We start from the raw sequence: 22527 nt of genomic DNA, 5'->3' as shown, positions 1-22527 counted from the left end.
ATGAGCACGGCGGCGGTGCTGGATTCGCGGGCCGATGCCCTGGTCCACCGGCAGCGGGTGGCGCCCGCGGCCGGGTCCTCGTTCCCGGAGCTGGCGCGCGACGAGTCGCGCGCGCCCGAGGCCGCGGCGCCGCTGCTGCAGGTCGACGGCGTCAGCCTCGAGTACCGCACGCCCGAGCGCGTGGTGCGCGCCACCCACCGCGTGAGTTTCGACGTGCACCAGGCCGACCGCTTCGTGCTGCTCGGCCCGTCGGGCTGCGGCAAATCGACCCTGCTGAAATCGGTCGCGGGCTTCATCTCTCCGGTCGAGGGCGAGATCCGGCTGGCCGGCGAGCGCGTGCTGCGGCCCGGGCCCGACCGCATCGTGGTCTTCCAGGAGTTCGACCAGCTGCCGCCGTGGAAGACCGTCAAGCAGAACGTCATGTTCCCGCTGCTGGCCTCGCGCACGCTGGGCCGCAAGGAGGCGGCCGAGCGCGCGCTGCACTACCTCGACAAGGTGGGCCTCGCGAAATTCGCCGACGTGCATCCGCACCAGCTTTCGGGCGGCATGAAGCAGCGCGTGGCGATCGCGCGCGCGCTCGCGATGCAGCCGCGCGTGCTGCTGATGGACGAGCCCTTCGCCGCGCTCGATGCGCTCACGCGCCGGCGCATGCAGCAGGAGCTGCTGGCGCTGTGGGACGAGGTGCGCTTCACGCTGCTGTTCGTCACCCATTCGATCGAGGAGGCGCTGGTGGTGGGCAACCGCATCGCGCTGCTGTCGCCGCACCCGGGGCGCATGCGCGCCGAGATCAACAGCCACGGCTTCACGCTCGACAGCCTCGGCGGCACCGAATTCCAGCAGACCGCGAAACGCATCCACGACATGCTGTTCGACGAAGAACACGACACCGAGGCCGGCCGATGAGCGCGATCCTTCCCCCCGTGCGCCCCGAGTACGAGCGCACGCTCGAACCCTTCACCGAGCTGCCGGTCGAGCGCCGGCTGCCGCTGGGCGCGCGCCTGGCCTCGCAGGCCTGGCTGCGCAAGGGGCTGATCCTGGTCGCGATCGCGCTGCTGTGGGAACTGGCGGCACGCTGGCAGGACAACGACCTGCTGCTGCCCACCTTCAGCGCCACCGCGCGCGCGCGCTGGTCGAGGGCCTGGCCAGCGGCGAGCTGCTCGAGAAGGTGCGCATCTCGCTCGCGGTGCTGGTGCAGGGCTACCTCGCGGGCGTGGCGCTGGCCTTCGCGCTGACCACGCTCGCGGTCTCCACGCGCATCGGCCGCGACCTGCTGGACACGCTGACCTCGATGTTCAACCCGCTGCCCGCGATCGCGCTGCTGCCGCTGGCGCTGCTGTGGTTCGGCCTGGGCCGCGGCAGCCTGGTGTTCGTGCTGATCCACTCGGTGCTGTGGCCGCTGGCGCTCAACACCTACGCGGGCTTCCAGGGCGTGCCCGAGACCCTGCGCATGGCCGGGCGCAACTACGGGCTCACGGGCCTGCGCTACGTGCTGCAGATCCTGGTGCCGGCGGCGCTGCCTTCGATCCTCTCGGGGCTCAAGATCGGCTGGGCCTTCGCCTGGCGCACGCTGATCGCGGCCGAGCTGGTGTTCGGCGCCTCCTCGGGCAAGGGCGGGCTCGGCTGGTACATCTTCCAGAACCGCAACGAGCTCTACACCGACCGCGTGTTCGCGGGCCTGGTCATGGTGGTGCTGATCGGGTTGCTGGTGGAAAGCCTGGGCTTCAAGACGCTCGAGCGCCTGACGGTGCGCAAGTGGGGCCAGCAGCGCTGACCGGCCGCGCTCAGCCGGCCTTGCCGCCCTTCTTCGCCTCCTCGCGCAGGCTGCGCAGCTCGGCGCGCAGGAACTCGCCCGATTCCTTGATCGCGCCGCCGCCGAGCTTCACGCGGTAGGCCTGGCCGGTCATCTCCGAGCGCGTGGCGCAGCGCTCGATGAAGTCCTCGGCGGTCACGATCTCCTTGCGGAAGTGCTCGTACTTGGCCTGCATGTGCTTGGCGGCATCGGCGGCGTTGTACTCGCTGCCATTGCGCAGGAAGGTCATCGAGCCCATCCTCGCCACGCGCTGGATCAGCGAGTCGATCAGCCGGTGCTCCGATTCGGATGGCGTGGCGTGGGCGAAGGCGGCGGCGGTGCCGAGCAGGGCCGCGAGCAGGGCGCGGCGCAGGGGCTGGAAGCTGGTCATGTCGTCTCCGCTTGGCAATTTCCGGGCCATGCTAGGACGCGCTGCGGCGTCGGTCAAACCCCGCGCCGATCCAAGTTCGGCCTGGACCCCGGCGCAAGGTCGGGTCTAATCCGGGGTCCGCGGCAACCCTGCCGCCTTGCCCGCAGTCCTTCGCCATGAGCATTTCCAACGCCGATCTCCCGAGCCTCGCGCAGGCACTGGCCGACGCCGCCGCCGCCCAGTCGATGCGTCATTTCCGCACCCCGCTGGACATCATCACCAAGGCCGACGAGAGCCCGGTCACGCTGGCCGACCGCGCGGCCGAGACCGCCATGCGCGAGCTGCTGGCGCAGCGTGCGCCGGCCGACGGCATCTACGGCGAGGAACACGGCGCCGAGCGCCTCGAGGCCGAGCGCGTCTGGGTGCTCGACCCGATCGACGGCACCCGCAGCTTCATCACCGGCTCGCCGCTGTGGGGCACGCTGATCGGCGTGCTGCAGGGCGGGCGCGTGGTGTTCGGCATGGTCGACATGCCGGTGCTCGAGGAACGCTGGGTCGGCCAGGCCGGCGTGGGCGCCACGCGCGACGGCCAGCCGGTGCATGCGAGCGCCTGCACGGAGGTCGCCAAGGCGCGCATCGTCACCACCTCGCCCGATATCTTCGCGCCCGCCGACTGGCAGGCCTTCGACCGGCTGAGCCGCCAGTGCGCGATGCGCCGCTTCGGCGGCGACTGCTACGGCTATGCCCAGCTCGCGGGCGGCACCATCGACCTGGTGGTCGAGACCGGCCTGCAGCCCTACGACTACCTCGGCCCGGCCGGGCTGATCGAGGCCGCGGGCGGCGTGATCACCGACTGGGAAGGCCGGCCGCTGGGGCTGAAGTCCGACGGCCGCGTGATCGCGGCGGCCACACCCGAACTTCACCGACAAGCGCTGGCCGTGCTCCAGGGCTAGACTGGTTTCATGCTTCGCTGGCTGATCGTCGTCGTCCTCGCGCTGGTGCTCATGAGCGGCCTGACCGCCTGGCTGCGCCGCTTCGGCTTCGGACGACTGCCCGGCGATTTCGAGTTCCGCGCCTTCGGCCGCGAATGGCAGCTGCCGATCGCGAGCACGGTGGTGCTCAGCATGCTGGCCGCGCTGGTGGCCCGGCTGCTGTAGCCGTTTCGCACCTGAAAGAGAAGACAACCGCAATGAGAGCCTGCGTCGACATCGGTGGCACCAAGGTGGCCGTGAGCCTTTCCGCTTCGAGCGATGCGCCGCTGATCGGCCGGCGCAGCGAACCCACCGCGAAGACCGGCGACAACGACGCGGTGGCGCAGCAGATCCTGCGCATGATCGATGCCGTCTGCGCCGAGCAGAACGTCGACCCCGCGAGCATCGAGCGCGTGGGCGTGTCCTCGACCGGCCCCTTCGAACTGCGCGACGGCAAGGTCGAACTCGCCACGCCCAACATCTGCGGCGGCATCGCCGGCCCGGCGCGCGGCCTGCCCAACGACTGGATGACGGCGGTGGTCGAGGCGCCGCTCGCGCAGCGCTACGGCTGGGTGCGGGTCGAGAACGACGCCGTGGCCGCGCTCGAGGCCGAACGCCACTGGGGCGCGCTGCAGGGCCTGGACCACTGCGCCTACGTCACCTGGAGCACCGGCGTGGGCGTGGGCCTGTGCGTGGACGGCCGCGCGCTGCGCGGCAAGAACGGCAACGCGGGCCATGCGGGCCACAGCTTCGTGGCCGACGACGGCAGCGGCGCGCTGTGCGGCTGCGGCAACATCGGCGACGTCGAGGCGCTGGTGGCCGGCAACTCCATCGACCGCCGCTTCGGCCGGCCCGCGCCCGACCTGTTCGCCGCCGCCTCGGCCGGCGAGCGGCATGCGCTCGAGGTGGTCGACGCGCTGTGCCGCGTCATGGGCCGCCTGCTCTACAACCTGGTCGCCACGCTCGACCTGCAGCGCATCAGCCTCGGCGGCAGCGTGTTCCTGCACCACAGCGACTTCCTGCTGCCGCGGCTGCAGGCGCAGATCGACGGTCGGCTGCTGCCGCTCACGCGCGGCGTCGAGCTGGTGCGCGCGGGCCTCGGCGACAAGATCGGCGACTACGCGGCGCTCGCGCTGCTCGACTGAACGCCGCCGGCACAGGGCCGGACCGCACCGGCCCCGCGCGATCAATTCGCGCCATCACCCCGCTTCTCATTCATTTCGATGATGCGCGCCCGCGCGCGGGCCAGAACACTCGAGCCGAGGGGGTTCATGGAGAACCTTCGTTGACGCAAAAAAAGGAGTGTTCCCATGACTGGTTCCAAGAGGGTGTTCTCGCGTTCGGGCATGTCGCTGGCGAGCGTCGCGGCGTTGCTGGCGCTGGCGGCATGCGGGGGGGGAGGCGGCGGTGGCGGTGGTGGCTTTCCCTTCGTCGGCGTCGCGCCGCCGCCACCCGCGCCCGCACCGCCGGCCGCGCAGAAGCTCGAGGTCAAGGTGGTCGACGGCGTGCTGCGCAATGCCAACGTCTTCCTCGACAAGAACAACAACGGCCTGCTCGACAGCGGCGAGCCCAGCGGCAGGACCGACACGGCGGGCAAGGTCACGCTCGAGATCGATGCCGCGGACGCCGGCAAGTACCCGGTCGTCGCGCTCGTGGGCACCGACGCCGTCGATGCCGAGCTCGGGCCGGTGAAGACCGCCTACGTGCTCAAGGCACCGGCCGACAAGCCGGGCCTCGTGAGCCCGCTGACCACGCTCGTGCACTACCTGGGCACCGGCGCGGGCGCCACCTCCGCCGAAGCCGAAGCCAACCTGCGCGCGCAGCTCGGCCTGGGCGGCAGCCTGTTCGACGACTACACCGCCAACGGCGACCTGCTCTCGGCCACCACGGCCGCGACGCTGGTCGCGTTCTCGCAGGCGATCTCCCGCACGCTGGCCGACAGCATCGGCGCCGCCGACATCAGCGGCGGCACCATCTCGGCGGGCGACATCTCGCTCGAGACGCAGCGCATGCTGCTCGACAAGCTGACCTCGGTGCGCAACCTCGTGAACCAGGAGTTCTCGCGCGCCAGCTGCGCGGGCGGTGTCGGCACCAAGCCGTGCCAGGACCTGATGGCGGGCCAGTCGACCTACTACGCGACCAGCCCCCAGGAGAACCAGCTGCGCCCGGCCAACATCGGCGTGGCCGTGGGCCTCACCAAGCTGGCCGCCGGACCGTCCGTGGGCGCCGGCGAGGCCATCGCGGCGACCGGCATCCTCGACTGGTTCACCATCTCCGACAGCAACAACTGGAGCCGCCGCCTGCTGGTCTCGACCGTCGCGGAGAACACGCCGGTGGACGGACTGACGCACTTTCGCGACCGGCGCGAGCGCAACGTGGCCGGCACGGTCACGCGCTGGGCCTCGGGCGGCGATCCGGCGCGGGCCGGCGACCTGCACTGGAACGGCCGCAGCTGGCTCGCTTGCGCGGACTCGAAGAACACGACCACCGTGCGCGACGCCGCCGGGCGCAACATCTCGGACTACTGCGACGGCCTGAGCGTGAGCCGCTCGCGCCGCATCGATATCGACATCTCGGGCCAGAAGCTGGCCGACGTGGTGAACCGCATCAAGTCGTACCCCTACACCAGCAACGGCCCCTATGGATCGCGCTATGCGAACTGGGGCCCGCAGGCCAGCGCGGCGGCGATCAGCGCCGACCTCGGCAGCGCCACCTTCCCGGCCGGCTCCCGGTTGCGCCTGCAAGGCAGCATGGACCTCGCCACCGCCATTGCCTACGACGTGCGCGACAACGCGAAGGTCCAGCTCTATCCGGCGGACATCGCGCAAGGCGGCGACAGCACCCGGGGCACCGTGGCCTGCGCGGCGACCCCGCTGCCAGCCACCGCGCGCATCGCGACCCTCGAGACGCTGATCCAGCGCAGCCCCGGCGTGCCCTGCGTCTTCGGTGCGGGCACCATCGACGGCGACAACGGCAGCTTCCAGAGCGGACCGAAGAACGAGTGGTGGGGTGCCACCTCGATCGAGCTGGGCACGGTCGGCGGCGCGCCGCTGGGCACCGCGGCCACCATCACCGGCTACTACACCGGCAACTACCTGATGCGCGCGAGCTTCGCGGGCGGCAGCAGCAACGCCGTGACCTTCCTGCAATGCCAGCAGCGCGTGATCAACGGCTCGCCGCGCAACTGCATCGCGGTCGGTACGGGCACCTACAGGATCGAGACCCTGGGAGATGCGCGCGTGCTGAGCTTCAGCCCGGTGGGCGACTTCGCGCAGTTCATCGACTACGAGCGCGTCTTCGTCGAGCGCGGCGGCGAGGTGTCGTCCGGCTACAAGTCGAAGGCGGTCGGCAAGCAGCAGCTGCGGCTGAACCTCGCGGCCTCGAACGCGCTGTTCGCGGCCTATGCCGCGAAGGGCGCCACGGAACTGACGCCGATCGTGCCCTGAGCGAGCCGAGGTTCAGGCCGCCCGACGCACCGCGGCGCAGCATTGCGCCGCGAGCTCGCCGAGCCGCTTCAACCCCGCATCGATGGCCGGCGAGTAGGGCCAGCCGCAGTTGATGCGCAGGTAGTGGTCGAAGCGCCCCGAGTTCGAGAACATGGCGCCGGGCGCGATCTGGATGCGCTCGGCCAGTGCCGCCTCGAACAGGGCGTTGGCGCCGATGCGCTCGGGCAGTTCCAGCCACAGCTGCAGCCCGCCGCGCGGCAGGTTGAGCCGGGTGCCGGCGGGAAAGTAGTTCGCGATCGCCTCGGCCGTCTGCTCGCGCTGGCGGCCCAGGTGCTCGCGCAGCCGGCGCAGGTGGCGGTCGTAGCTGCCCGTGCCCATGAATTCGCCGGCCGCGAGCTGGGCCAGGTCCTCGTTGTTGCGCGTCTGGGCGTACTTGAGCATCTCCACGCGCGCATGCCAGCGCCCGGCGGTGATCCAGCCCAGGCGCAGGCCGGGCGCGAGGATCTTGTGCAGCGAGGCGCAGTAGATGACGTTGCCCGTGCGGTCCCAGGACTTGAGCGCGCGCAGCGGGGTCTCGCTGTCGACCAGTTCGCTGTAGGAGTCGTCCTCGATCACCGGGATGCCGTGGCGCTCGCACAGCTGCGCGAGCCGCTGCTTGTGCGCGTCGGGCATCACGCTGCCCAGCGGGTTCTGCAGGTGCGGCACCACGGCCACGGCCTTCACGTTGTCGTAGGCCTGCAACGCGAGCTCGAGCGCCTCGATCGAGATGCCGGTCTGCGGGCTGGTCGGGATCTCGAGCGCGCGCAGGCCCAGGCTCTCGAGCACCTGCAGCAGGCCGTAGAAGGTGGGCGACTCCACGGCCACCGTGTCGCCGGGCTGCGTGACCGCGCGCAGCGCGAGGTTCAGCGCCTCGATGCAGCCGTTGGTGACCAGCACCTCGTCGGGCGGGATCGTCATGCCGATGCGCAGGCTGCGCTGGGCCAGCACGGCGCGGAACTGCGCATTGCCCTTCTGCGGCGTGGCCGAGGTCAGCAGTTCGGGCTTGTGGCGCAGCGCGCGCGTCATCGCGTTGCGCAGCGCCTCGGCCGGATAGAGCTGCGGCGCGCCGCGCGCGATCGCGAAATTGAGCGTGTCGCCGGCCGTGCGGCCGCGCACCACGAAGTCGGACACGCGCGCATGGATGCCCACGTACTGCGCCGGATCGGGCGGCAGCACGGTCAGCGGCTCCTCCATCGGCGCGATCGCGAGCCGGCGCGGCCGGCGCACGAAGTAGCCCGAGCGGTCGCGCGCCTCGACCCAGCCGTCGCTCTCCATGGCGCGACACAGTTGCAGTGCGGTCGACAGGCTGATGGTGTGCAGCCGCATCAGGCTGCGCAGGGAGGGCAGGCGGTCGCCCTGCTTGAGCGAGCCGGTGTGGATCGCGTCCACGTAGCGCGCCGCCAGTTGCCGGTAGAGCGGTAGCGAGTCCATGGCCTCGATGCTCGCGCGATCGTTCATTGGAAAACAGATGCAGTTGCGAGGGAAAACGACCATAACAGATGGCCGGCGGCCTGGGCTGTTCCGGTGCGAATCGCGTTGGCGTGTGCCTGTTTCACGGGCCGGGGAATTTCTACGATCGAAGCGCGCCCAGCCCTTCCTTCACCGACTTCCGAACCCCCGAGGTACCGCCATGATCACCACCCTCTCGCAAGCCCCCGATGCCGTCTTCCTCGAAGCCGGCGACTCCTTCCGCACGGCGGTGGACGCCGGCACCTGGCTGCAGGTGGCCGAGGGCCGCGTGCGGGTGTCGGCGCCGCCGCGCTGGATCGGCGAGGCCGTGTGGACCGCGCACACGGTGCTTGGCGAGGGCGAGACGCATGGCGTGGAGCACGGCGGCTGGATCGAGCTGACGGCGCTCGCGCCGGTGCAGTTGCGCATCCATGCGCCGATCGCCGTCGCACGGCGGTTGCCCGCGCGGGCCGAGCCGCCGGCCGAGCCGGTGTCGGCCGCCTGGGCCGTGCCGCGGCGGCCGGTGATGCGGCTGATGCAGCTGCTCACCGGCTGGTGAGCGGCCGCGTCAGCGCACGCTGGCGGCCTCGCGCAGCGTCTCGAGGAAGCTGCGCCGCCACCAGTGGATGTCCTGCGCGCGGATGCGCGAGAGCAGCGCCTGGTGCCGTTCGCGGCGTTCCTCCAGCGGCATCTGCAGCGCCTGTTGCACCGTCTCGGCGGTGCCGTGGGTGTCGTAGGGATTGACCAGCAGCGCTTCCTGCATCTGCTCGGCCGCGCCCGCGAAGCGCGACAGCACCAGCACGCCGGGGTCGGCCGGGTCCTGCGCCGCCACGTACTCCTTGGCAACCAGGTTCATGCCGTCGCGCAGCGGCGTCACCAGGCCCACGGCCGCGGCGCGGCACAGCCCCGGCACGCGCTTGCGCGCGACCATGCGGTGGATGTAGCGCACCGGCATCCAGTCGAGCTCGCCGTAGTCGCCGTTGATGGCGCCGCACAGCGACTCGAGCTCGCGCCGGATGTCGGCATAGGCATCGACCGTCTCGCGCGTGGGCGAGGCGATCTGGATCAAGGTGGCGCTGCGCCGGTTCTCGGGGTAGTGGGCCAGCAGTTCGCGGAAGGCGCGCACCCGGTTCGGGATGCCCTTGGAGTAGTCGAGCCGGTCGATGCCCAGCAGCAGCCGGCGCTGCGAGTACTCGCGCTTCATGGTCTCGTACATGTCGCGCGCTTCCTTGGCATGGGTGAGCGCCGCGAACTCGTCGACGTCGATGCCGATCGGGAACGCCGCCGCGCGCACCGTGTTGCCGTAGGCGCGGTACATCTCGCCGCCCAGGCTCTCGCCCTTGGCTTCGTTGTGCACGTAGTGCTCGAAGTGCTGCACGTCCTGCTGGGCCTGGAAGCCGATCAGGTCGTAGGCGAACAGCGAGCGCATCAGCCACTCGTGCTGCGGGATCGCCGCCAGGATGATCTGCGGCGGCAGCGGGATGTGCAGGAAGAAGCCGATGCGCTGCCTGCAGCCCATGGCGCGCAGCTCGGCCGCCAGCGGGATCAGGTGGTAGTCGTGCACCCAGATGACGTCGTCCTCCTTCAGCAGCGGCATCAGCTTGCGCGCGAACAGCTGGTTCACGCGCCGGTAGCCGCCGATGAAGTTGGCGTCGAAATGGGCCAGGTCGAGCCGGTCGTGGAACACCGGCCACAGCACGTCGTTGCTGTAGCCGAGGTAGTAGCTGTCGTGGTCCTCGCGGCTCAGGTCGATGGTGGCCAGCGTGACCTTGCCGGCCTGCTGGCGCCGCAGCTCGCCTTCGCCGGTCGGCCCGTCCTCGACGATCTGGCCGCTCCAGCCGAACCACATGCCGCCCGACTGCTGCAGGCTCTCGCCGAGCGCCACGGCCAGGCCGCCGGCGGCGGGCTTGCGCGGGTCGGCCACGCGGTTGGAGATGACGACGAGGCGGCTCATGCGCGTACCTCGCGCATGCCGCGGCCGCCGCCGGGCCGCCCCAAGGCGGGCCGCGCCTCCCCCTCGGGGGGTGGAGTTACACGAGCGGAGCGAGTGAAAAGCCGGGGGGCTGTCATATGGCTGAATCCCAGGGAGCGGACAAGCGCATCGCCGCGTTGATGATGCCGACCATGGAATAGGTCTGCGGAAAGTTGCCCCACATCTCGCCCGTGACCGGATGCGTGTCCTCGGACAGCAGGCCGAGCGGATTGCGCGCGGCCAGCATGGTCTCGAAGATCTGGCGCGCCTCGGCCTCGCGGCCGATCTTCGCGAGCGCGTCGATGCGCCAGAAGGTGCAGATGTTGAACGCGGTCTCGGGCTTGCCGAAGTCGTCGGCTGCCTCGTAGCGACGCATGTAGGGGCCGTCGCACAGCGTCTTCTCCATCGCGTCGACGGTGGAGACGAAGCGCGGATCGCGCGCGTCGATCAGGCCCACCTCGGCCATCAGCAGGATGCTGGCGTCGAGCTCGCCGCCGCCGAAGCTCTCGGCGAAGGCCTGGCGCTCCTCGCTCCACGACTTCGAGAGGATCTCCTCGCGCATGCGCGAGGCATGGCCGTGCCAGTAGGCGGCGCGCTCGGCGAAGTCGATGCGGGTGTCCACGGGCTTGCCGGCCGACGCGGCCTCGGCGTGCGCGTTCTTCTCGAGCGCGCGCGCGATCTTCGCGAGCCGGTCGCAGGCGGCCCAGCTCATGAGCGCCGAGCTGGTGTGCACGCGCGCACGCGTGCGCAGCTCCCACATGCCGGCGTCGGGCGTGCCGTAGACCGCGATCGCGCGCTCGCCCACGGCCTCGAGGTGCGGGAACTCCGCCTCGCCCGCGCGCTGCAGCAGCCGGTGGTCGTGGAAGGCCTGCGCGGCGCCCAGCACGATGTTGCCGTAGACGTCGTGCTGGAAATGCTCCTGCGCCTGGTTGCCCACGCGCACCGGGCCCATGCCGCGGTAGCCGGGCAGGGTCTCGACGAAGGACTCGGGCAGCTCGCGTTCGAGCCCGATGCCGTACAGCGGCTGGATGTGCTCGCCATGCGAGCCGATCACCACGTTGCCGAGCCAGCGCAGGTAGTCCTCCATGGTGCCGACCTCGCTCAGCGAGTTGAGCGCGCGCACCACGAAGAAGGCATCGCGCAGCCAGCAGTAGCGGTAGTCCCAGTTGCGCTGGCTGTCGGGCGCCTCGGGGATGCTGGTGGTCATCGCGGCGACGATGGCGCCGGTGTCCTCGTACAGCGACATCTTCAGCGTGATGGCCGCGCGGATCACCGCGTCCTGGTACTCGAAGGGGATCGCGAGCCGCTTCGACCAGACGCGCCAGTAGGCGATGGTCTCCTGCTCGAAGCGCCGCGCGGTGTCGGCGATGCCGTCGAGCAGGGTCTCGTCGACGCCGAACATGAAGTTGTATTCGCGCGAGACCACGAAGGGCTGGCGCGAGAGGATGTGCGAGATCGAGGCGTCGGTGTTGAGCCGCAGCGTCACGTCGGGGCCGACGTAGCGGATGTGGTTGCTGCCGCGCGTGACCTCCACGGGCTCCTGCGTGCCCCACTGGAAGCGCGGGTCGAGCGCCACGCGCATGCGCGGCGCGCCGGCGATCGGGCGCACGCGGCGCACCAGCATCAGCGGGCGGAAGTAGCGCGCGCGGCTGTAGAAGCGCGGTGCGAAGTCGGTGATCTCGATGCCCTGGCCCGCGCTGTCGAACAGCTGGGTGCGCAGAACGGCGGTGTTCGGCTCGTACCACTGCTTGGCATGCGCGAAATCCTCGATCTCGAAGCCCCAGGCGGCCGCGCCCTCGCCCGGATGCAGCAGGGCGTTGAACACCGGGTCGCCGTCGAAGCGCGGCAGGCAGCACCACACCACGCGCGCGCGCCCGTCGATCAGCGCGCTGAAGGCGCAGTTGCCGATCACGCCGAGGTTGAGCGAACAGTCGGCCGGGCGCGAAAATTCGCGCGGCTTGGGCGCGGTGGCCGTGCCTTCGTCGACCGGCGCCTCGTCGTCGGGGCCGGCCGCGCCGGCCACCGACTCGCCGCCGCGGTCCTCGGGGGCCTTGGTCAGTTGCCGCGCCTGCGGGTCCTCGTGCCGGCTGGTGGGTGCCGCGTCGGCGGCCGTCGATGGTCGTTGTTCTTCCTGCTGGGTGTCGCTCATCCGGGATTCCTTGGCGAAGCTTCTTCGGGTGCGGGCCGCGGCGCGTTCGCGAGCCGGTCGCGCGCCTGCACCAGCCATTCGTAGACGGCGCGCGGCGACTCGAGCCGGTGCAGCGCGAGGCTCGGTCCCGAGCCGACCTTGATGCCGATGCCGCCGCGCGGCTGCACCACGGCGAAGCCGCTCTCGTCGGTGGTGTCGTCGCCCGCGAACACCGGCACGCGGCCCGCGAACGGCGGCTCGTGCATGAAGGCGTCGATGGCGATGCCCTTGTTCACGCCGGCGGGCTTGACCTCGAACACGAACTTGCCGTGCAGCAGCTCGAGCTGCGGCTGGTCGGCGATGGCGCGCGACATGGCGTCGCCGCACACCGCCTCGAGCTGCGGCGCGAGCCGGTAGTGCAGCGCGATGGCCGCGTGCTTGCGCTCGACCAGCAGGCCTTCGTGCACGCGCGCGAGTTCGTTGGCGATCTCGAGCACGGGCACCAGGTCGGGCGGATGCTGCTCCTGCATCGCGCCCTTGGCATCGCGGCGCTGCACGCCGTGCTCGCCGGCGGCCGGCAGGCGCAGCGGCGCGAGGAAGCGGTCGAGCACGTCGATCTGGCGGCCCGACACCACGGCGAGGGCGCCGCCGAGCTGGTCCTTGAGATCGCCGAGCAGCGCGACCAGGGCAGGGGGAACTTCGATCGCCTCGGGCGTGGCCGCGAGGCCCACCAGGGTGCCGTCGAAATCGAGGAAGAGGGCCGCGTCCGGGCCCAGGGGAGGAGGCAGCGGATCGCTGCCGTGGATGGGATTGGACATCGTGAAAGACCTTAGCACGGCCCCCGCGCGTGCCGTGTCGGCCAAAACCGGACGTGCCCGGGGGCCGGGGCCGCGACCCGCGAGGCGGCTCAGCGTGCCGTGGCGGGCGCGAGATCGGCCAGCGCGCGCAGCAGCGCCGCGGCCTCCACCGGCTTGAACAGCACCGGCACGCCCGAAGCGCGCACGCGCTGCAGCCGCTCGGGCGCGGTCTCGCCGGTCACCAGCAGCAGCGGCGCTTCGAGCGCGAAACGCGCGCGCAGGCGCTGGCCGACGTCGAGGCCGTTGTCGCCGTTGGCGAGCCGGTAGTCGCACAGCAGCGCGCGAAAGGGCGCCGGGCCCGAGGCCAGCAGCGCGGCCGCCTCGGCCTCGCCGGCCACCGCCTGCAGGTCGATGCCGTGGGCCCGCAGCAGCGCGGTCATCGCCGCGCGGATCTCGGCGTCGTCGTCGATCAGCAGGATGCGGCCGGGCACCGGCGCTGGCGCGGCGGTCAGCGCCTCGGCGCGCACGGCCCACGGCCCGGCGGCGACGGGCGCGTCGCAGCGCGGCAGCACGAGCCGAAAGCGCGTGCCGCGTCCCACGCGCGAGCGCAGCTGCACCGGATGGCCGAGCAGCCGCGAGAGCCGGCGCACGATGGCCAGGCCGATGCCCAGGCCGTGCGAGCGCTCGCGCCCGGGGTTGTCGACCTGATAGAACTCCTCGAACACGCGCTCGAGCTGGGCCGGCGCGATGCCGATGCCCGAGTCGACCACCTCGATCCACACCGTATCGCCCTGTCCGTGGCCGCCGGGCCGCACACGCGCGCGCACCGCCACGCCGCCGCGCGCCGTGTACTTGAGCGCGTTGTCGAGCAGGTTCGACAGCATGCGGTGCAGCAGCCGCGGATCGCTGCGCACCCACAGGCCGCTCGCGCGCAGCCGCAGCTGCAGCTGGCGCTGCTCGGCCTGCGCCGAGAACATGGGGTTGAGCGCGCGGAGCAGGGCATCGAGCGAGACCGGCTCGAGCACCGGTTCGACCACGCCGGCGTCGAGGCGCGAGACGTCGAGCATGGTGTCGAGCGAGCTGCCGAGCGCGTTCACCGCGCGCATCAGGCGCTGCGCGTTGCGGCTTTGGGGATGCTCGTTCTCGAGCGCGGCGCCGAACAGCGCGATGGCATGCAGCGGCTGGCGCAGGTCGTGGCTGGCGGTGGCCAGGAAGCGGGTCTTCTCGATGCTCGCACGCTCGGCCGCGGCGATCTGCTCGCCCAGCCGCTCGGCCAGCGCCTCGTTCTCGAAGCGCAGCACCAGCGAGTCGGTGAGCAGCCGGTGCTGCTGCTGGCCGACGCGCAGCGTGAACAGCAGGTAGGCCAGGCTGAAGATCGACAGGAACAGGTGCATGCCGTCGCCCTGCCAGGCCAGCGCACCGATCAGGCTCAGCATCATCGGCAGCGTGTAGCCGTGGAGCGCGGGCTTGAGCGGCCACAGCAGCTGCATGGCGCGCGCGCAGCTGCCGATGATGACCACCGTCAGCACCGAGGTCGCGGGCAGGTCGCCGCGCGAGATGAACAGCCAGGGCGCGGTGGCGGTCGCCAGGCTCACCAGCGTGACGGTGCGCGCATGCCGGCGCGCCCACAGCGGGGTCTGATCGAGCGGCAGGCCGGCGTGCCAGCGCGGCATCAGGTACAGCGCGAGGCCGAGCAGCAGGTGGGCCGCCATCCAGGCCAGGATCCAGCCGCGCGGCGAGGCGATGTACATCGCGGCCCCGAGCGCGGCGCCGAGGCTGAAGTGCACCACGATCGAGGCGTCGTAGGCGCCGTAGACCGAGGCCAGGTGCTCGCGCAGCACGCGCAGCGCCAGGTCCGGCGGCAGCGCGGCGGCGACCCGCGGCGCGGCCTGCGTGGCCGGCGCGGCGGCCGGGTCCGGCGAGGAGGTGGGAGGCGGGGCGGCGATCACCCGACCCATGCTAGCCATGGCGTCCGGCCCGGGAAGTGCCCTAAGTCATGCAACCTCCGCCATAGGCATGAAGACATGCCGCGGCGTGCGTGGTATGGCGCGCCGGCCGGTTGGCTGGAGGCTCAGCCGGCCGCGGCCTTCACCGCGTCGATGCGCGCGCGGTGGATCGCCTCGCCGATCTTCGGGCCGGTGGCGCCGGCCTGCTGCGCCTGGCGCGCGACCGCGTCGGTGGCCACGGCCGCGGCCACGGCCAGCACCGCGAGCAGGCGCTCGCGCTGTGGATAGTCGCGCTGCGCGAAGCCGAGCCGGCCGCGCGCGTCGCATTCGCAGGCCAAGAGCGCCTCGGCGAAGCGCGCGGGCTTGCGGAAGGCATCGCAGCGCTCGAGCAGCCGCACCAGCGCGGCGGCATCGAGCTCGCCGCTGCGGTGGATGTTGCCGTGTTCGCGCGCCACCACCTCGGCCAGCTCGCGGAGGTCGACCGGCACGCGCCAGCGCTCGCACACCGCCTGCAGCAGCTCGGCGCTGCGCTTCTCGTGGCCGATGTGGCGCGGCAGGATCTCCGGCTCTGTGGTGCCCTTGCCGAGGTCGTGCATCAGGCAGGCGAAGCGCACGCCCAGCGACGCCGACAGGCGTGCGCTGGTGTCGAGCACCATCATCAAATGCACGCCGGTGTCGATCTCGGGATGGTGCTGCGCGGGCTGCGGCACGCCCCAGAGCCGGTCGACCTCGGGCAGCAGCACCGCGAGCGCGCCGCAGGCGCGCAGCACCTCGAACATGCGCGAGGGCCGGGTCTCCATCAGCCCGCGCGAGAGCTCCTGCCACACGCGCTCGGGCACCAGCGCGTCGACCTCGCCGGCCGCGACCATCTCGCGCATCAACTCCAGGGTGTCGGGCGCGACCTCGAAGTCGTCGAAGCGCGCGGCGAAGCGCGCCACGCGCAGGATGCGCACCGGGTCCTCGCGGAAGGCGTCGGTGACGTGGCGCAGCCGCTTCTCGCGCAGGTCGCGCTGGCCGTGGAAGGGGTCGACGAGGTCGGCGGGGGCGGGGTCGAAGCTGCCGTCGGCGGCCACGCGTTCGGCCGGCAGCGCGATCGCGTTGATGGTCAGGTCGCGCCGCGCGAGGTCCTGCTCGAGGCTCACGTCGGGCGCCGCATGGATCACGAAGCCGCGGTAGCCGGGCGCGCTCTTGCGCTCGGTGCGCGCGAGCGCGTATTCCTCGCGCGTCGATGGATGCAGGAATACCGGGAAATCGCGCCCCACCGGCAGGAAGCCCTGTGCCACCATGGCCTCGGGCGTGGCGCCGACCACGAGCCAATCGTGGTCCGACACCGGGCGTCCGAGCAGGCGGTCGCGCACCGCGCCGCCGACGAGATAGGTTTTCATGCGCTCAGTGTAGGGATACCCCGCAGGGCCTAAAAAGAACGGTCGTTCGATAATTGCCCAGCAAATCGAACGATCGTTCGCTCGTTCGAGATGCTCGAACGCCTCACCGGCCGCAGACCGGGACCGCGTTTGGAGGGGGAATTTCAACCAAAGGAGTATTCACATCATGAAAAAGACCATGTTGGCGTTGGCAGCCCTCGGGGCACTGACGTCCGGCAGCGCCTTTGCACAGAAGGCCGGCGACTGGGTCGTCGGCGCGGGCTGGTTCCATCTGTCGCCGCAGGACAAGAGCAAGCCGCTGACGCTGACGGCGCCGGTGCAGAGCGTGCTCGTCGGTTCGGGCGCGAGCGTGAGCGATTCCGACACGCTGGGCCTGAGCGCCATGTACTTCGTCGACGACCACTGGGCCGTGGAAGGCGTGCTGGGCATCCCGCCGAAGTTCAAGCTCAACGGCACCGGCACGCTGGCGCGCGTGGGCCAGCTCGGAGAAGCGCGGCAGTGGAGCCCGACCATCCTCGGCAAGTACTACTTCAACGAGGCCAACTCGGCTTTCCGCCCCTTCGTGGGCCTGGGCGCCACCTACGTCTGGTACAGCGACATCAACCTGACCTCGAACCTGCAGGAAGCGCTCGGCAGCCAGCTGCACCAGCGGCCGCTGTCGACGGCGACCACCGCCAAGCTCGACAGCTCCTTCGCGCCCGTGCTCAACGCCGGCCTGGCCTACCAGTTCGACAAGCACTGGGGCATTTCCTTCTCGGTCTCCTACATCCCGCTGAAGACCAAGGCCAAGCTCACGACGACCTCGATCTCGGGCCTGCCGATCGCGACCAGCGAAGCGCGCCTGAAGCTCAATCCGATCGTGACCTACGTGTCGGCGACCTACCGCTTCTGACCGGCGCGACGCGGCCTGGCCGGCTCGCGCCGATCGCGAACCACGATCAGCGCGAGGTCCGGTAGGGCTCGTCGAAGGCCACGAAATCCTGCTCCGCGAGCGCCTGCTCGATCCACGCGGCGACGCCCGGCAGGGCCGCCACCCGATCGATGTAGGCCTGCGCCGCGGGCGGCACCGGCAGCCCGTAGCTGCGGATGCGCATGCACACCGGCGCATAGAAGGCATCGGCGATGCCGAACTCGCCGAACAGCATCGGGCCGCCATGGGTGTCGAGCAGCTCGCTCCACATGGCCGCGATGCGTTCCAGGTCCTCGACCACGCCCGGCTGTTCCTTCAGCACGCGTGCGCCGACCTCGGGCAGCGAGGCCTCGATGTTCATCGGGAAGTGGTTGCGCAGGTTGCCGAAGCCCGAGTGCATCTCGGCGCTGACGCTGCGCGCGCGGGCACGCGCGGCCTTGTCGCGCGGCCACAGCGCCTTGTCGGGGAACTGCTCGGCCAGGTACTCGGCGATGGCGAGCGAAATCCCAGACCGTGATGTCGCCGTCGATCAGCACCGGCACGCGTGCCGTGGGGTTGACCGCGCCGACCACGGCCTTGAAGTTGGAGCCGGCCTCGAAGGCGTCGAAGCGCACCATCACTTCCTCGAAGGGAATGCCGGCCTGCTTGAGCAGCACCCAGGGACGCATGGACCACGACGAGTAGTTCTTGTTGCCGATGTAGAGCTTGAGCATGGATTTCCTCCGGTGGGTTTCGTGGCAAAGCCTTCGATGCTAGGGCGCCGGCGCCGCGCGATTGATACCGTTTGCGGCGCGCATTGATGACGGGCGTGGCCCGCGCGCCGGCGGCTATCGCCGGTCGCTGTCGTCGGTGCGCAGTTCGGGCTCGCTGCTCGAGGCGATGACGCGCGGCGCGGCGCGGCCTGTTGCCTCCTCGCCCTTCGACGGCCCGATCGCGCGCTCGATCAGGCTCACGAGCCGCGGCACGAATTGCAGCACCACCAGCGCCAGCAGCGCGCTGATCACCGCCGTCGCCTCGCGGCCCAGGCCGCAGGCCATGCCGATCGCGGCCGTCATCCACAGCCCCGCGGCGGTGGTGAGGCCCTGCACGTGGTGCTCGTCCTTGCCCTGCTTGAGGATGGTGCCCGCGCAGAGGAAGCCCACGCCGGCCACCAGGCCCTGGATCACGCGGCTCATGTCGGCCGGCACGATGCCGGTCTGCTGCGGCACCAGCACGAACATGGCCGAGCCGATGGCCACCAGCATGTGGGTGCGCACGCCGGCGGCCTTGCCCTGCTGCTCGCGCTCGAAGCCGAGCACGAAGCCCAAGAGCGACGCGAGCAGCAGCCGCACCAGGATGCGCGTGAGCTGGGCGAGGTCGCCCACGTCCGAGAACTCGGCGGCGATGGTGTCGAGGACCTCGTCGCTCCAGCTCATCTCAGGGCAGGTCCTTGTTGGGCTCGGGCATCGCGGCGTCGCGCGGGCCGACCCGGCCCAGGCGTTCCTTCAGCGACTGCGGCCGGCCGGTGATGATCGCGGCGTAGTTGGTGGTGTTGGCCAGCACCTTCTTCACGTAGTCGCGGGTTTCGTTGAACGGCACGTTCTCGGCCCAGATCGCGGCATCGAGCACCGGGCCGTTGCGCCAGCTGCGCGGGCGGCCCGGGCCGGCGTTGTAGGCCGCGGCGGCCAGCGCCATCGAGTCGTCGAAGTCGTCGAGCGCGAGCTTCAGGTAGTTGGTGCCGATGGTGATGTTGGTCTCGCGGTCGTTGATCTGGCCCGGCGTGAAGTCGGTCATGCCGATCTTGCGCGCGGTCCAGCGCGCGGTGGCGGGCATCACCTGCATCAGGCCCGAGGCGCCGACGCCCGAGCGCGCGTCCATGATGAAGCGGCTCTCCTGGCGGATCAGGCCGTAGACGTAGGCCGGGTCGAGGCCGATGTCCTGGCTCTTGCGCAGCACGGTGTCGTGGAAGGGCATCGGGAAGCGCTGCTCGACGTCGATCACGCCCTTGGTGCGCTCGCTGGTGTTGATGCAGCGGTCCCAGACCTCGCGCTGGCAGGCGAAGTCGGCCGCGGCCAGCAGCGCGCGGTCGTCCATGCCGCCGCGGTCGTGCAGGTTGGTGGCGTAGTTCCATTCGCGCGTGCCCTCGGGGCGCAGGCCGATCGCGATGGCGTAGAGGCCGCGGTTGAGCGAGGGGTTCATGCGCGCGGCATTGCGTTCCTCGGGCGTGAGCGGCGCGGGCCGGGTGGCGGCCATCACGCGCTGGCCCAGCTCCTCGAGCGCCAGCATCTCGTAGAAGCCGCGCGTACCCGCGATGCCCTGGTAGAGCTCGCGCGCCTGGCCGCGGCGCTCGTCGCCGCCGGCATTGACCAGCGCGCGCGCCTTCCAGTAGGTCCAGGTCGGGTCCTGCTGGCTGGCCTCGCTCATGGCGTTGATGGCGGGCGCCACGTCCTTCCACTGGCCGGCGCGCAGCGCGGCGCGCACGCGCCAGCCGAGCATGTCGTCCGACAGGTCGGCGTTCTTGGTGACGTTGCCGAAGTAGCTCACGGCCTGCGGCCAGAGCTTGATCGCCGACTGGCGGCCGATGGTGCCCCAGATCCAGTTGCGCTCCTCGACCGAGAGCATCGCGCTCCACTTGGCGTCGAGCTGCGAGGCGGCCTGCTCGGGATCGGCCATCGCGATCTTGATCAGTGCCAGCGTCACCAGCTCGCGGCGCGACTTGGCGGCCACCGGCCCGCGCGTGACGAGGAATTTGGCCGCGCTCGCGTTGACCTCCTCGAACAGCGGCAGCGCATCGGGCGAGGCCAGCGTGACGGCGCCGCGCGCGGCCTGCGGCCGGTTGGCCTCGATGGCCAGGCGCGCCTTCTTCCAGGCGTCGTTGGGCGACAGCAGGCGCGCGGCGATCATGCGGTCGGCGGCCGTGAGGCAACCGTCGTCGTTGTCGCGCTGGGCGAACCAGTTGCGCCGGATCTCGTCGGCCTGGGCCTGGGTGGCGCTGCCGCTGCGCAGCGCGTCGACCAGGATCGCGTAGCAGCGCACCTGGGCGTCGTCGCCCATGCGGAAGCCCGCGATGGCGGCCGAGAAGTTGTCCCAGTCGCGGCGCTGGCCCGTGAGCAGCAGCCAGTCGTTGCGCAGCCGGTCTTCCTGGTAGGTGCCGGGGTAGCGCGCGAAGAAGTCCTGCACCTCGTTCGCGCCGGCTTCCTGCAGCCGGGCCTTGAGTTCCCAGTAGGCGGCCCAGGGTTCGAGCACATGGCCGCGGGCCTGCGGCAGCAGCGCCGCCAGCCGGGCCTTGTCGCCGCGCTGGAAGGCCTGCTTCATCTGCAGCAGCACCTCGTCGTTGGTGTTGCCTTGGGCCGATGCGGACGCGGGCGCGAGGAGGGTCAGCGCGCAGGCCGCCAGGGCCGAAAGAACCAGTGCCGGCGCGACACTGCGCGGGCGGCGGCACATGGATGCCAAAATGCTTGGAAACTGCATCGGGAGATTATGGACAAGTCAAAGGATGCCGCCACGTCGGCGACGGCGAGTTTTCTCAAGGATCAGCTGCGCAAGGCATTGATCGAACAACGTCTGGGCATGCCGGACCGGCTGACACGCGCGGACCTGCTGCAGCGCGTGATGCGCATCTGGCTGGTCGGCCGGCCCGACACCGTGATCGGCGCCTACTGGCCGATCAAGGGCGAGTTCGATCCGCTGCCCGCGCTGCATCGTTGGAAGGAGGACGGCGAGCTGATCGACGAGCCGCAGCGCCGCCGCATCGGCCTGCCCGTGATCGACAAGGTCCACAAGACCCTGACCTTCCACGCCTGGTATCCGGGCTGCCAGATGGAAGAGGACGCCTACGGCATCCCCAAGCCCAAGGACACCGAACTGATCGTGCCGACCCTGCTGTTCGTGCCCTGCGTGGGCTACAGCGCGGGCGGCTACCGGCTCGGCTACGGCGGCGGCTTCTACGACCGCACGCTGGCCGCCCTCGAGCCGCGGCCCTTCACGGTCGGCCTGGGCTTCGCGAACGGCTTCCTCGAGGACTTCGAGCCCGAGGCGCACGACCTGCCGCTCGACGCGATCCTCAACGACAACGGGGTGGTCTGGCCGATCGGCTGAGCGGCTGCTCCCTGCAAGGCACGAAATCGCGGATGCGTTCGAAGGCGGGAGCGGACTTCCGGACGCAGAGGACGCGAAGGATTCGCGAAGAACGCAAAAGGAATGCAGGAAAAATTTTGAATTTCTCTTTCGCGCCTTTTGCGAATCCTTTGCGTCCTCTGCGTCCGGTTGCCCGTGTTTCTTGTCAGTCCATGTTGTCGACGGTGTCCGGGTCCGGCACCTCGCCGATGGTCTCTCGCGTGGTGCCGGCCTGCGCCAGCAGCCAGTCCCAGAAGGCCTTGATCTCGGGCCGCAGCGCGCTGCGCGGGCCGGCGATCAGCCAGTAGGACATCGGCGAATCCATGCGGTGCTGCGGCAGCACCTCGATCAGGTCGCCGTTGGCCAGGCTCTCGGCGATCAACGAACTGCGCGCCAGCACCACGCCCTGGCCGGTGAGCGCGGCCTGCACCATCTGGTAGGCGTAGTTGAAATAGAGCCAGCGCTTGGGCTGGGCGCGTTCCAGGCCGTGCAGCTCGAACCAGCGCCGCCAGGTCAGCCACTCGAGGTGGGTGCGGTGGGCGTCGCCGGCCTCGATCAGCGTGAAGCGCGCGATGTCCTCGGGTTTCTTGATGGGCGGGCTGCTCTTGATGAGCCAGGGGCTCGCCACCGGCGTGAGGTTTTCGCCGAACAACCGCACGGCCTGCGGGGGCATGGCCTCGCGCGGGCCGTAGCGCAGCGCGATGTCGACGTCGGCCACCTCGAGGTCGACCGCGAGGTCGCTGGCGTCGATCCGGATGTCGATCTCGGGGTTGTCGCGCTGGAAGGCCTCCAGGCGCGGGATCAGCCACATCGAGGCGAACGAGGCGAAGGTGGTCAGCGACACGCTCTTGCGCCCGGCGCTCTGGCGGATCTGGCGCACCGCCGTGTCGACGCGCGGCAGCGCCTGCTGCACCGCCAAAAGCAGCTGGGCGCCCGCGCTGGTCAGCTCGACCGCGCGCGTGTGGCGCAGGAACAGCGGCACGCCCACTTCCTCCTCGAGCGACTGGATCTGGCGGCTCACGGCCGACTGGGTCAGGGCCATTTCCTCGGCCGCGGCGCGGAAGTTCAGGTGCCGCGCGACCGCCTCGAAGGCGCGCAGGTGGCCGGCGGAGATCGGGCGGGAGCGCAGGTGGGTTTGCGAATGCTGCATGGATCGGGGGCCGGCGCCTGCCTCGGGATTGATGCGAAACCGGAATCAGTAGGCTACCTCCTTTTCATTGGACTGCCAAC

The 22527-nt window shown here is 70.8% G+C and carries 18 protein-coding genes and 2 pseudogenes; 9 read left to right on the top strand and 11 right to left on the bottom strand.

Translation table 11 applies throughout. The annotated features are described in order from the left end of the window. Together ACHMXE_RS37545 and ACHMXE_RS37540 are read left to right on the top strand one after the other, a co-directional pair. The gene (locus ACHMXE_RS37545; protein ID WP_395348821.1) at nt 1–903 is read left to right on the top strand and encodes an ABC transporter ATP-binding protein; all 903 of its coding nucleotides are present in this window, start codon (nt 1–3) and stop codon (nt 901–903) included. Next, nucleotides 900–1771, top strand: a pseudogene (locus ACHMXE_RS37540) (ABC transporter permease). Before ACHMXE_RS37545 ends, ACHMXE_RS37540 begins: the two are co-directional and overlap by 4 nt. A 10-nt stretch (nt 1772–1781) precedes the next feature. Here ACHMXE_RS37540 and ACHMXE_RS37535 read toward each other — a convergent pair. Next, nucleotides 1782–2180: a DUF5329 family protein gene (locus ACHMXE_RS37535; RefSeq protein ID WP_395348820.1), complete on the bottom strand. Its 399-nt coding sequence runs from the start codon at nt 2178–2180 to the stop codon at nt 1782–1784. A 155-nt stretch (nt 2181–2335) separates the two neighbouring features. Between ACHMXE_RS37535 and hisN the strand changes: the two genes are divergently transcribed. The 4 genes from hisN to ACHMXE_RS37515 all read left to right on the top strand — a co-directional run bounded on the left by hisN (nt 2336) and on the right by ACHMXE_RS37515 (nt 6576). After that, complete coding sequence (hisN, locus tag ACHMXE_RS37530; RefSeq protein ID WP_395348819.1) at nt 2336–3112, top strand: histidinol-phosphatase; 777 nt, start codon at nt 2336–2338, stop codon at nt 3110–3112. 9 nt (nt 3113–3121) lie between these two features. Then, the gene (locus ACHMXE_RS37525) at nt 3122–3316 is read left to right on the top strand and encodes a DUF2905 domain-containing protein (RefSeq protein ID WP_057596561.1); all 195 of its coding nucleotides are present in this window, start codon (nt 3122–3124) and stop codon (nt 3314–3316) included. Between the two features lie 32 nt (nt 3317–3348). After that, on the top strand, nt 3349–4275 hold the full coding sequence (locus tag ACHMXE_RS37520; RefSeq protein WP_209546280.1) for an ROK family protein: 927 nt from the start codon (nt 3349–3351) through the stop codon (nt 4273–4275). 165 nt (nt 4276–4440) lie between these two features. Next, the gene (locus ACHMXE_RS37515; protein WP_395348818.1) at nt 4441–6576 is read left to right on the top strand and encodes a hypothetical protein; all 2136 of its coding nucleotides are present in this window, start codon (nt 4441–4443) and stop codon (nt 6574–6576) included. A 12-nt stretch (nt 6577–6588) separates the two neighbouring features. Here ACHMXE_RS37515 and ACHMXE_RS37510 read toward each other — a convergent pair whose 3' ends face one another. Then, nucleotides 6589–8046: a PLP-dependent aminotransferase family protein gene (locus ACHMXE_RS37510; RefSeq protein ID WP_203206091.1), complete on the bottom strand. Its 1458-nt coding sequence runs from the start codon at nt 8044–8046 to the stop codon at nt 6589–6591. 199 nt (nt 8047–8245) lie between these two features. Between ACHMXE_RS37510 and ACHMXE_RS37505 the strand changes: the two genes are divergently transcribed. After that, nucleotides 8246–8623 (top strand): hypothetical protein, encoded by a 378-nt coding sequence (locus ACHMXE_RS37505; RefSeq protein WP_395348817.1) that lies wholly within the window; start codon nt 8246–8248, stop codon nt 8621–8623. A gap of 9 nt (nt 8624–8632) precedes the next feature. On the opposite strand, the gene otsA is transcribed toward ACHMXE_RS37505, so the two are convergent. The 5 genes from otsA to ACHMXE_RS37480 form a co-directional block, all read right to left on the bottom strand. Next, complete coding sequence (otsA, locus tag ACHMXE_RS37500) at nt 8633–10018, bottom strand: alpha,alpha-trehalose-phosphate synthase (UDP-forming) (protein ID WP_203204458.1); 1386 nt, start codon at nt 10016–10018, stop codon at nt 8633–8635. Between the two features lie 112 nt (nt 10019–10130). After that, on the bottom strand, nt 10131–12185 hold the full coding sequence (locus tag ACHMXE_RS37495; protein WP_395348816.1) for a glycoside hydrolase family 15 protein: 2055 nt from the start codon (nt 12183–12185) through the stop codon (nt 10131–10133). After that, a complete protein-coding gene (otsB, locus tag ACHMXE_RS37490; protein WP_203204459.1) occupies nt 12182–12982 on the bottom strand; it encodes a trehalose-phosphatase in 801 nt (266 codons plus the stop codon). Before otsB ends, ACHMXE_RS37495 begins: the two co-directional genes overlap by 4 nt. Nucleotides 12983–13071: 89 nt before the next feature. Then, complete coding sequence (locus tag ACHMXE_RS37485) at nt 13072–14919, bottom strand: ATP-binding protein (protein WP_395352974.1); 1848 nt, start codon at nt 14917–14919, stop codon at nt 13072–13074. 113 nt (nt 14920–15032) lie between these two features. Then, on the bottom strand, nt 15033–16292 hold the full coding sequence (locus ACHMXE_RS37480) for a multifunctional CCA addition/repair protein (protein WP_395348815.1): 1260 nt from the start codon (nt 16290–16292) through the stop codon (nt 15033–15035). A gap of 166 nt (nt 16293–16458) precedes the next feature. Between ACHMXE_RS37480 and ACHMXE_RS37475 the strand changes: the two genes are divergently transcribed. Further along, nucleotides 16459–17184 carry an OmpW family protein gene (locus ACHMXE_RS37475; protein WP_203204461.1) on the top strand — a complete coding sequence of 242 codons (726 nt, stop codon included), beginning with the start codon at nt 16459–16461 and terminating at the stop codon, nt 17182–17184. A 46-nt stretch (nt 17185–17230) separates the two neighbouring features. Here the strand turns inward: ACHMXE_RS37475 and ACHMXE_RS37470 are convergent. The 3 genes and pseudogenes from ACHMXE_RS37470 to ACHMXE_RS37460 all read right to left on the bottom strand — a co-directional run bounded on the left by ACHMXE_RS37470 (nt 17231) and on the right by ACHMXE_RS37460 (nt 20625). Further along, nucleotides 17231–17915 (bottom strand): annotated as a pseudogene (locus tag ACHMXE_RS37470) (glutathione S-transferase family protein). 114 nt (nt 17916–18029) lie between these two features. After that, nucleotides 18030–18617, bottom strand: coding sequence for an MgtC/SapB family protein (locus ACHMXE_RS37465; RefSeq protein ID WP_209546290.1), 588 nt, complete (start codon nt 18615–18617; stop codon nt 18030–18032). A gap of 1 nt (nt 18618) precedes the next feature. Next, complete coding sequence (locus ACHMXE_RS37460; protein WP_395348814.1) at nt 18619–20625, bottom strand: transglycosylase SLT domain-containing protein; 2007 nt, start codon at nt 20623–20625, stop codon at nt 18619–18621. 36 nt (nt 20626–20661) lie between these two features. Here ACHMXE_RS37460 and ACHMXE_RS37455 point away from each other — a divergent pair, with 36 nt between their 5' ends. Beyond that, a complete protein-coding gene (locus ACHMXE_RS37455; RefSeq protein ID WP_057596551.1) occupies nt 20662–21279 on the top strand; it encodes a 5-formyltetrahydrofolate cyclo-ligase in 618 nt (205 codons plus the stop codon). A gap of 184 nt (nt 21280–21463) precedes the next feature. Here the strand turns inward: ACHMXE_RS37455 and ACHMXE_RS37450 are convergent, their stop codons facing one another. Next, the gene (locus ACHMXE_RS37450; protein ID WP_209546293.1) at nt 21464–22447 is read right to left on the bottom strand and encodes a LysR substrate-binding domain-containing protein; all 984 of its coding nucleotides are present in this window, start codon (nt 22445–22447) and stop codon (nt 21464–21466) included. Nucleotides 22448–22527 lie beyond the last annotated feature (80 nt).

The organism is Variovorax sp. UC122_21 (genome assembly GCF_044056785.1).
Taxonomy (GTDB): Bacteria; Pseudomonadota; Gammaproteobacteria; order Burkholderiales; family Burkholderiaceae_C; genus Variovorax.
This window is presented reverse-complemented; position numbering and strand designations above follow the sequence as displayed.

What these genes read in the sequence shown, in the direction of transcription:
- ACHMXE_RS37515 (WP_395348818.1), top strand. Translation starts at nt 4,441, where the DNA reads ATGACTGGTTCCAAGAGGGTGTTCTCGCGTTCGGGCATGTCGCTGGCG.
- ACHMXE_RS37465 (WP_209546290.1), bottom strand. Translation starts at nt 18,617, where the DNA reads ATGAGCTGGAGCGACGAGGTCCTCGACACCATCGCCGCCGAGTTCTCG.
- ACHMXE_RS37520 (WP_209546280.1), top strand. Translation starts at nt 3,349, where the DNA reads ATGAGAGCCTGCGTCGACATCGGTGGCACCAAGGTGGCCGTGAGCCTT.
- ACHMXE_RS37535 (WP_395348820.1), bottom strand. Translation starts at nt 2,180, where the DNA reads ATGACCAGCTTCCAGCCCCTGCGCCGCGCCCTGCTCGCGGCCCTGCTC.
- ACHMXE_RS37505 (WP_395348817.1), top strand. Translation starts at nt 8,246, where the DNA reads ATGATCACCACCCTCTCGCAAGCCCCCGATGCCGTCTTCCTCGAAGCC.
- ACHMXE_RS37450 (WP_209546293.1), bottom strand. Translation starts at nt 22,447, where the DNA reads ATGCAGCATTCGCAAACCCACCTGCGCTCCCGCCCGATCTCCGCCGGC.
- ACHMXE_RS37480 (WP_395348815.1), bottom strand. Translation starts at nt 16,292, where the DNA reads ATGAAAACCTATCTCGTCGGCGGCGCGGTGCGCGACCGCCTGCTCGGA.
- ACHMXE_RS37545 (WP_395348821.1), top strand. Translation starts at nt 1, where the DNA reads ATGAGCACGGCGGCGGTGCTGGATTCGCGGGCCGATGCCCTGGTCCAC.
- ACHMXE_RS37455 (WP_057596551.1), top strand. Translation starts at nt 20,662, where the DNA reads ATGGACAAGTCAAAGGATGCCGCCACGTCGGCGACGGCGAGTTTTCTC.
- ACHMXE_RS37475 (WP_203204461.1), top strand. Translation starts at nt 16,459, where the DNA reads ATGAAAAAGACCATGTTGGCGTTGGCAGCCCTCGGGGCACTGACGTCC.
- otsB (WP_203204459.1), bottom strand. Translation starts at nt 12,982, where the DNA reads ATGTCCAATCCCATCCACGGCAGCGATCCGCTGCCTCCTCCCCTGGGC.
- otsA (WP_203204458.1), bottom strand. Translation starts at nt 10,018, where the DNA reads ATGAGCCGCCTCGTCGTCATCTCCAACCGCGTGGCCGACCCGCGCAAG.
- ACHMXE_RS37525 (WP_057596561.1), top strand. Translation starts at nt 3,122, where the DNA reads ATGCTTCGCTGGCTGATCGTCGTCGTCCTCGCGCTGGTGCTCATGAGC.
- ACHMXE_RS37510 (WP_203206091.1), bottom strand. Translation starts at nt 8,046, where the DNA reads ATGGACTCGCTACCGCTCTACCGGCAACTGGCGGCGCGCTACGTGGAC.
- ACHMXE_RS37485 (WP_395352974.1), bottom strand. Translation starts at nt 14,919, where the DNA reads ATGGGTCGGGTGATCGCCGCCCCGCCTCCCACCTCCTCGCCGGACCCG.
- ACHMXE_RS37460 (WP_395348814.1), bottom strand. Translation starts at nt 20,625, where the DNA reads ATGTGCCGCCGCCCGCGCAGTGTCGCGCCGGCACTGGTTCTTTCGGCC.
- ACHMXE_RS37495 (WP_395348816.1), bottom strand. Translation starts at nt 12,185, where the DNA reads ATGAGCGACACCCAGCAGGAAGAACAACGACCATCGACGGCCGCCGAC.
- hisN (WP_395348819.1), top strand. Translation starts at nt 2,336, where the DNA reads ATGAGCATTTCCAACGCCGATCTCCCGAGCCTCGCGCAGGCACTGGCC.